Annotated in this window: 5 protein-coding genes, 1 tRNA gene, 2 rRNA genes and 1 pseudogene (1 of these 9 only partly in view); 3 read left to right on the top strand and 6 right to left on the bottom strand. The window is 58.6% G+C overall.

Translation table 11 applies throughout. The features are described 5' to 3' along the window. The 3 genes from I6L38_RS17645 to I6L38_RS17635 form a co-directional block, all read left to right on the top strand. Positions 1-1,919, top strand: a 23S ribosomal RNA gene (locus I6L38_RS17645) (it extends 970 nt beyond the left edge of the window). Between the two features lie 83 nt (positions 1,920-2,002). Then, positions 2,003-2,117 (top strand): 5S ribosomal RNA (gene rrf, locus I6L38_RS17640). Positions 2,118-2,212: 95 nt separating this feature from the next. Further along, positions 2,213-2,289, top strand: a tRNA-Asp gene (locus tag I6L38_RS17635). Between the two features lie 79 nt (positions 2,290-2,368). Here the strand turns inward: I6L38_RS17635 and I6L38_RS22790 are convergent. From I6L38_RS22790 to I6L38_RS17610, 6 genes and pseudogenes are all read right to left on the bottom strand, one after another. After that, positions 2,369-2,464: pseudogene (locus I6L38_RS22790) on the bottom strand (phosphoribosylaminoimidazole carboxylase); the annotation flags it as partial. 1,149 nt (positions 2,465-3,613) lie between these two features. Next, positions 3,614-4,600 (bottom strand): YafY family protein, encoded by a 987-nt coding sequence (locus I6L38_RS17630; protein WP_005308002.1) that lies wholly within the window; start codon positions 4,598-4,600, stop codon positions 3,614-3,616. A gap of 304 nt (positions 4,601-4,904) precedes the next feature. Beyond that, positions 4,905-5,291 carry a SirB2 family protein gene (locus I6L38_RS17625; RefSeq protein ID WP_005308004.1) on the bottom strand — a complete coding sequence of 129 codons (387 nt, stop codon included), beginning with the start codon at positions 5,289-5,291 and terminating at the stop codon, positions 4,905-4,907. Further along, positions 5,288-7,144, bottom strand: coding sequence for a monovalent cation:proton antiporter-2 (CPA2) family protein (locus I6L38_RS17620; RefSeq protein ID WP_216988794.1), 1,857 nt, complete (start codon positions 7,142-7,144; stop codon positions 5,288-5,290). Before I6L38_RS17620 ends, I6L38_RS17625 begins: the two co-directional genes overlap by 4 nt. A 70-nt stretch (positions 7,145-7,214) precedes the next feature. Next, positions 7,215-7,814, bottom strand: a complete 600-nt coding sequence (locus I6L38_RS17615; protein ID WP_213344129.1) for an NAD(P)H-dependent oxidoreductase — start codon at positions 7,812-7,814, stop codon at positions 7,215-7,217. 56 nt (positions 7,815-7,870) lie between these two features. Continuing rightward, positions 7,871-8,716: a LysR family transcriptional regulator gene (locus I6L38_RS17610; RefSeq protein ID WP_213344128.1), complete on the bottom strand. Its 846-nt coding sequence runs from the start codon at positions 8,714-8,716 to the stop codon at positions 7,871-7,873. Positions 8,717-8,757 lie beyond the last annotated feature (41 nt).

Genomic DNA, 8,757 nt, shown 5'->3' with positions numbered 1-8,757 from the left:
AACCCAGACCGCCGGCTAAGGTCCCAAAGTTCTGGTTAAGTGGGAAACGATGTGGGAAGGCTCAGACAGCTAGGATGTTGGCTTAGAAGCAGCCATCATTTAAAGAAAGCGTAATAGCTCACTAGTCGAGTCGGCCTGCGCGGAAGATGTAACGGGGCTCAAACCAGGCACCGAAGCCGCGGATTCACGCTAAGCGTGAGTGGTAGGGGAGCGTTCTGTAAGTCTGCGAAGGTGTGTCGAGAGGCATGCTGGAGATATCAGAAGTGCGAATGCTGACGTAAGTAACGATAAAGGGGGTGAAAAGCCTCCTCGCCGGAAGACCAAGGGTTCCTGTCCAACGTTAATCGGGGCAGGGTGAGTCGACCCCTAAGGTGAGGCCGAAAGGCGTAATCGATGGGAAGCAGGTTAATATTCCTGCACGACTTGTAATTGCGATGGGGGGACGGAGAAGGCTAGGTGGGCCAGGCGACGGTTGTCCTGGTGAAAGTGCGTAGGTGGTGTTTCTAGGCAAATCCGGAGACACAACACTGAGACACGAGACGAACGCACTACGGTGCGGAAGCCATTGATGCCCTGCTTCCAGGAAAAGCCTCTAAGCTTCAGATTACAAGTCATCGTACCCCAAACCGACACAGGTGGTCGGGTAGAGAATACCAAGGCGCTTGAGAGAACTCGGGTGAAGGAACTAGGCAAAATAGTACCGTAACTTCGGGAGAAGGTACGCTCTTGTTGGTGAAGTCCCTTGCGGATGGAGCTGACGGGAGTCGCAGTGACCAGATGGCTGGGACTGTTTATCAAAAACACAGCACTCTGCAAACACGAAAGTGGACGTATAGGGTGTGACACCTGCCCGGTGCCGGAAGGTTAATTGATGGGGTTAGCGCAAGCGAAGCTCTTGATCGAAGCCCCGGTAAACGGCGGCCGTAACTATAACGGTCCTAAGGTAGCGAAATTCCTTGTCGGGTAAGTTCCGACCTGCACGAATGGTGTAACCATGGCCATGCTGTCTCCACCCGAGACTCAGTGAAATCGAATTCGCCGTGAAGATGCGGTGTACCCGCGGCTAGACGGAAAGACCCCGTGAACCTTTACTACAGCTTGGCACTGAACATTGAACCTACATGTGTAGGATAGGTGGGAGGCTTTGAAGGCGTGACGCCAGTTGCGCTGGAGCCGTCCTTGAAATACCACCCTTGTATGTTTGATGTTCTAACGCAGGGCCCTGAATCGGGCTCGCGGACAGTGCCTGGTGGGTAGTTTGACTGGGGCGGTCTCCTCCCAAAGAGTAACGGAGGAGCACGAAGGTTGGCTAATCCTGGTCGGACATCAGGAGGTTAGTGCAATGGCATAAGCCAGCTTAACTGCGAGACGGACAGGTCGAGCAGGTACGAAAGTAGGTCATAGTGATCCGGTGGTTCTGAATGGAAGGGCCATCGCTCAACGGATAAAAGGTACTCCGGGGATAACAGGCTGATACCGCCCAAGAGTTCATATCGACGGCGGTGTTTGGCACCTCGATGTCGGCTCATCACATCCTGGGGCTGAAGTCGGTCCCAAGGGTATGGCTGTTCGCCATTTAAAGTGGTACGCGAGCTGGGTTCAGAACGTCGTGAGACAGTTCGGTCCCTATCTGCCGTGGGCGTTGGATGATTGAGGGGAGTTGCTCCTAGTACGAGAGGACCGGAGTGAACGAACCTCTGGTGTTCGGGTTGTCACGCCAGTGGCACTGCCCGGTAGCTAAGTTCGGAATCGATAACCGCTGAAAGCATCTAAGCGGGAAGCGAGCCCTGAGATGAGTCATCCCTGACCCCTTGAGGGTCCTAAAGGGCCGTTGGAGACCACAACGTTGATAGGTGGGGTGTGTAAGCGCGGCGACGTGTTGAGCTAACCCATACTAATTACCCGTGAGGCTTAACCATACAACACCCAAGAAGTGTTCGAAGGCTTGTAGCAGATACCGAGAACGAATAACAAAATCAGCTTTTTCAGATTGAAGATTTTGCCTGGCGGCAATAGCGCAGTGGAACCACCTGACCCCATGCCGAACTCAGAAGTGAAACGCTGTAGCGCCGATGGTAGTGTGGCATTCGCCATGCGAGAGTAGGACACTGCCAGGCACCCAATTAAACGGTGATGTGAAAGACATGACCGGCTGCGAGGATGACACCTCATAAAGAAGCGGCAAAAGATTTAGCGAAAGCTAACCGAATGCGGAGCGGTAGTTCAGTCGGTTAGAATACCGGCCTGTCACGCCGGGGGTCGCGGGTTCGAGTCCCGTCCGCTCCGCCACTAACAAGAAGCCCAGTCGAAAGACTGGGCTTTTTTTCGTTTCATTTTCCCCGGGTCCCCTCTTTTCTCCTTACTCACCTCAGTAAAACACGCAGAGCCAGACGGTGGTCATGTCGGGATGGGTCCACTCGACCCTGTGCTTCTGGCGGGCAGGGATATTGATGTGATCCCCGGGGACTACTGAAGCTGAGACTCTCTTCGGATCTTTGATGCAGTATGCCGCCAACAATGGCATGAGGGGGAATGGCAACCACTTGTTGCTTGAGTGTCGTCGAAGACTGAATAGCGCCTCTATGCTTCGTCACACATATGAAGTGCAGCTTGAATGTCTCAGCGCTTCTTTCAGGCCTTTAGAGAGGTCTTGTCGAAAGACTCAGTCAAGGTATGGGCGAGAGTGACGAGCAGCAGGAACAAGCGCAGGGAAGTGGCATGCACAACATCTGCAGCGTAAGTGATTTGATTGGGTTGCATCTAGTAAAAAGCGCAAAAAGAAAAGGGGACGGCAGCTGCCGTCCCCTCGAGTCATTTCGTCCAGTCCCTGAACTGCAACGCTCCCTGCAATCCCTGACTTTATCCTGATCCTTCGGAATATCCCCTTCCCAATCCGTTGAGGTGTCCTGTGGCCATCCTAGCCTGGCAATCGATCCTGATTGCTGCACTCTCTCCATCCTGGAGGTGTCCGTTACCACATCCCGTGGTGTTCCTTACGTCATCCTGACAGATAACCATCCGGGTTATCTCGCTTCATCCTGAAGCTGTCCTGCTCGCCTCCGGCGAGGTTCCTGTTCGTCCTGAAGAGCAACCATCCTGCTGCTCTGCCTCATCCCGAGGTGTCCTCAACCACGTCCCGCGGTGTCCTGTATTCCCTTTGATAACCATCCTGGCTATCGGCCTCATCCTGAGGTGTTCCCTGCCCACTTCCTGTGGTTTATTCCCTGCTTATGCGCTGTTTCTGCATCCTGCCGAATCAGCTTCGTCCTTGTGAGACCCATATTAAGGGAACGAGAGGGCGGAACAAGGGAGGATCTGGCGTTGTCGGCGTGATGAGAACGCTTAAACGATCATGGTTATGATAATAAATTCATATTAATCATGGCGTTAGTTTGTTTCACAGGAAAGCATAAGGATTCAAAGATGGCTTCGCGTACGGTTCGACACAGTGGCCTCTTACAGCGGCGATGGCTGATCTCTCACACGCAAAAACAGGGCGAAAACGATGGTAAAAACAGGCTCAATTCGGAGGGTAAGGCTTAAAAATTAGTTGAATAAATATGCTCAAAAAGAATACAAAAAGCCGGGCTTGGCCCGGCTTTTTGAGAAGGTGTCAGCTGACGCGGCTACCCGGTGTCGGATATGCCTTGCGCAAGGATTCTGGCGCCAGCACTTCCAGGTTCCCGCTCATGTTGTTGAGCCAGGTACGGAACTCCGGAGTGTCCTGCACCTCGGTTTCCACCACCACGCTGCGCTTGTCGTAGCGGGTCATGCGCGGGTTGTGGCCGGGGATCTGGCCGTCGACCAAGGTCGGACAGTTGGCATCGATGCGGCCGACGAAGCGGATCGGCCCGCTGACATCCTGGTACCCCTGATCGCGGATCAGTTTCTGGATATTGAAATCCTTCGGCTGGGTCGCGCTGAAGTTGGTCAGCTCCACGTTCTTGATGTGGTCGAACGGGATGCCATAGACCTTGGGATCCAGCTCGGACAGGGTGCAGAGCAGGGTCGGCCCCTCTGCCTGGTTCAGAATGCCGAGCGGATTGATGCGGTCATAGCAGAGCCACACGGTGCGCTCCTTGATGACACGCTGGATCTCGGCGCTGAACTTGCGGCCACGCCACAATGCATCGCGGATCAGGGTGCTGCGGCGGATCTCCGGGTTGCCGGCAAACGGACGCGGTGACTGGTGCACGCTCTCGAGCCAGCGTTCCGCCAGTTCGCTCTGGCTGTCACGGATCACCTGGCTGGCCTTGTCGACCAGCGGGTTCAATTCGGTCAGGACACTGGCGGGCAGCAGCTGGCTGGCCTGGTCGCTCCAGGTTTTCAGCGCCACTGCCAGCGACAGCGGCATGATGTTGGCAAAATCGTTGAGGCCATGGCGCTCGAAGCACCAGCCGTGTGGTTTGCTGCGTTCATCCGAGGTGAGATCGAACAACCCCATGCCGGACATCTCTTCCAGGTCCCGTTGCACGGTACGCAGACTGACATGAATGCCTTCTTCTTCCAGTTTTACCTGGAGTTGGCTGGCGGTCAGCTTGTAAGGGCGGTGCGGGATGCAACGCGCCAAGGTCAGTTGTCGTAACAGCTTCTTACTCATGGTGCATGCCTTCACTGGTTTAGCGTTGAGTGTATCCTAGCCATGCCTTGCGACAGTCTATGTCGCAAGTTTTGCTGCGACAACTGTCGCCATTTTCATACAAACCAAGCTAACTACATGATCATAAAAGAGAACGCTCTCTTTTCTGGCAGCAATTGAGGCTAAAAAATGATGAAAATTCGCCAAATGAAAGTGCTGTCTTACGGATTTGATGTAGAAGAAAAAACAGAAATAATGGGTAAACGCAGAATATGGTGTGGAGGAGAGGACTCTCCTCCACCGGGCGGGGATTTTTGCTGTCGGATCAGGCCAGCCAGGACCAGGCCGACTTGGTGATGGCGGCGCCCACCATGTAGCCGAATACCGCCAGGGCCGCGAGGCCGGCCACCAGCTTCTGGCTGCGCGCAGGGCGCTTGAGCGCCATGACGCCGAAGCCGATGTAAACCACCAGCGCGATCAGCTTGGCCATCAGCCAGGGCTGCTGACCCGGGCTCATCTGCAGAGTCACCGCCAGCAGCACCCCGAACAGCAACAGAAAGGTATCGTTGATGTGGGGCAGGATCTTCAGCCACTTCTGCTGCAGGCGGGCACTGCCCCCCAGGGCCAGCAGCCAGCGATAGAGGAACAGCAGCACGCTGACCAGTGCCAGCGTCATGTGCAGGTGTTTGAGCAGGGGGTAATAGGCAATCATATTGCTTCCTTGTCGTTGTCGGGCAGACCGCTGTTCCAGTTGTGGGCGTGAATGCGCTCCTGTCCTTCCTGATCGTCTTGCAGCAGATCGGAGAGGATGTCCCGGTATTGCAGGCTCTTGTTGATATAGGTGTGTTCGTCGTCCAGGTAGTTGACCTGCTCCCGCAGCAGCCAGTTGTCGTGCTGCTTGAAGGTCTGCCCGGCCCGCCAGGCCTGGTTGGCCCGAAAACCGAGCTGGGTCAGGGCTTCCACCCCCAGATCCACGGCGGAACCCAGGGTTTCCCGATACACGCTGCCCACGCCCTGACGCAGGATCTCGTGAGCGTGAGGACGATCCTGGGCTCGCGCCAGTATCTTAAGGTGCGGGAAGTGTTTCTTCACCATTTCAATTACTTCGAGTGACGTTGCAGGGTCGTTGATGGAGAGCACCAGCAATTTGGCCTTGTGGGCACCGGCGGCGTGCAGCAGGTCGAGCCGGCTGGCATCCCCGTAGAACACCTGATAGCCATACTTGCGCAGCATCTCGATCTGGCTGGCATCCTGCTCGAGGATGGTGGTACCTATGCCGTGGCCGTGCAGCAAGCGTCCCACTATCTGACCGAAGCGGCCGAAGCCGGCGATGATCACCGGGTGCTCCACCAGCTCCGGCTGCTCGTGCTGCGGGACCTCGCTCTGGTTGCGGTAGTCGAACCAGGGCTGGATCACCCTATCGTTGAGGATCAGCAGCAGCGGCGTCAACGCCATGGAGAGCGCCACCACCAGGGTCAGCAGGGCTATGGTATCCCCCGGCAACACCCTGTTCTGGGCCGCGAACGAGAACAGCACGAAGGCGAACTCCCCCCCCTGGGCCAGCGCCAGCCCAAAGGTCCAGCGCTGGCTCGGCGAGATGCGGATGATGAAGCCGAGCGCCATCAACACCAGCCACTTGAGCAGCATCAGGCCGACCACCAGGGCCGGGATCAGCAGCGGGTGTTCGGCAAACAGCCCGAAGTTGATGCCGGCGCCAACCGACATGAAGAAGAGGCCGAGCAGCAGCCCCTTGAACGGCTCTATGTCCGCCTCCAGCTCGTGGCGATATTCGCTGTCCGCCAGCACCACGCCGGCGAGGAAGGAGCCGAGAGCGGGGGAGAGGCCGACCGACTCCATCAGCACGGCGATGGAGATCACCAGCAGCAGGGCGGCGGCGACGAAGATCTCCCGCATGTGAGACTGGGCGATGGCGCGAAACACCGGGCGCATCAGGTAATGACCCCCCAGCACTATGCCGGAGATGGCGGCCACCACCAGCAGGCCGTGTTGCCAGCCGGCCAGCTCAGAGCTGCCGCTGCTGGCCACCGGCGCGATGGCAAGCAGCGGCAGGATCGCCAGGATGGGGATGACGGCGATGTCCTGGAACAGCAGCACCGCGAAGGCGGAGCGGCCGCTCTCGCTCTGCATCAGTTTGCGCTCCTGCAGGCTCTGCAGCACGATGGCGGTGGAGGAGAGTGCCAGGATGAGGCCGATGGCCAGCCCCTGTTGCCAGGGCAGGCCGATGAGGTGGGCCACGCCGGTCAGGGCTGCCGTGGTGAGCAGCACTTGCAGTCCGCCGGTGCCGAGAATGGGCCCCTTCAGCTGCCACAGCAGCGCCGGCCTGAGCTCCAGCCCGACCAGAAACAGCATCAGCACCACCCCGAACTCGGCGAAGTGCATCACGTCTTTTTGCTCACCCACCAGCCCCAGCAGGAAGGGGCCTATGATGATCCCCGCCAGCAGGTAACCGAGCACGGAGCCCAGCCCCCAGCGCTTGGCCAGCGGCACCGCGATCACCGCGGCTGAGAGGTAGATGAAGGCATCGAACAGCAAACCGTGTCCCATCAGCGGATCCTCCGCGCCGTGGTGGAGGCCGATGAAGGCAGGCCGGGCTGGCGCCCGGAGCGGGTTCGGGTCATGGGAGTACCTCCAGCAGATCGCGCAGATAGGGGGTGCCGCCGAGTTGTTCCGGGGTCAGCTGCTCGTCGCGCAGGGCGCACAGCAATTGGCGATAGTCCTGGCCGCAGCGGCGCAGCGCCTCCGGGTCCCGGATCTTGTGAAAGGAGTGCAGCACGAACGGGGGCAGCCAGCTCATGCCGCACAGCTGGGCCGTCTGCTGAAAGGGGAGCAGGAAGTCGAGCAGCGGGCGCTGGTTGTAGCCGGCGCTGCAGTAGGATTCAGGGGCACCGCCGGTGGTGATGGCCGATAGCCACTGCTTGCCGTTGAGGGCGTGGGCTTCCGGGCCATAGGCGTAGCCGTACTCCAGCACCAGATCCATCCACTCCTTCATGATGGCGGGGCAGGAGTACCAGTAGAAGGGGTGCTGGAAGACGATGATGTCGTGTTCAGAGAGCAGGGCCTGCTCCCGCTTCACGTTGATGAACATGTCCGGGTATTGCAGATAGAGGTCGTGCAGGGTGATGCCCTCCAGCCCGTCGATGGCCTGCAGCAGCTGCTTGTTGGCCCGGGAGCTCTGCAGCGCCGGGTGTGAGAAGATGACCAGAATGCGTTTCATGGGGTCCTGACCTGAAGAGGAGTGGATGCCGGCAAAAGATGCATTGCGCAGCGACGTTAGCAAGAAGCGCAGTGGCCCGCCAGCTCCGGGATCAGCTCGCGCAGCGCCGGATTGAGGGTCTGGTGGGCGGGATAGCAGAGGCCGATGCGCCGGAACATCCGGGGCCCGCTCACGGGCACGGTGCACAGCCCCGCCTCGTCCTCCACCAGCCCGTCCGGCAGGAAGCTGATGCCGATCCCGGCCAGTACCAGCGCCATCACCAGCCCCTTGCTCTCTGCCTTGGCCACCAGATTGAGGGTGAGCCGATCACAGGCCAGCAGGCCTATGGTCTGCTGATGGGCCTCGCAGGGTGGGCACTCAATAAAATCATAATGTTGTAGCTCGGCCAGTTCGAGTTGCCGGCGGCCGGCGAGGGGATGGTCGCGGCGCACGCACAAGACATAATCCTCCTCCCACAGCGGCAGAAAGATCTCGTCCTCCCGGCGCAGAGCATCCAGGGTCAGCCGACAGTCGGCAGGCGTTCCGTAATCGGAGAGGGTGAGATCCAGCTCGGGCAGCACCGCCTGCACCTGCTGCAGCAATCCCGCCAGCCGGCGCCGGCTCAGGTCCGGCATGATGGCAAGATTGAGCCGCGCACGCGTCGCCTTCTGGCGAAACAGCTCGGGCAGCCGGCGCGCTTCCTCCACCAGCTTGACCGCGTGGGGATAGAGGTAGTGGGCCGGATCCTTCGCCTCCACCCCCTTCTTGCCCCGAATGAACAGGCTGTCACCCAGGGTCTCTTCCAGCTGACGCAGCCCCGCCGAGAGGGAGGGCTGGCTGACGTGGCAGCGTTCGGCCGCCGCCGTGATGTTCTTCTCTTCATAGATGGCGATGAAGAAGCGCAGCAGTCTCAGATCCAGCATAAGCCCAACCATAGTTTTTTCAGATGATAACCAGCGGAAAA

The organism is Aeromonas sp. FDAARGOS 1408 (genome assembly GCF_019048665.1).
In the GTDB taxonomy this organism is placed as follows: domain Bacteria; phylum Pseudomonadota; class Gammaproteobacteria; order Enterobacterales; family Aeromonadaceae; genus Aeromonas; species Aeromonas dhakensis.
Note: the sequence above shows the minus strand (reverse complement) of the source record. Positions and strands in the feature narration are given on the sequence as shown.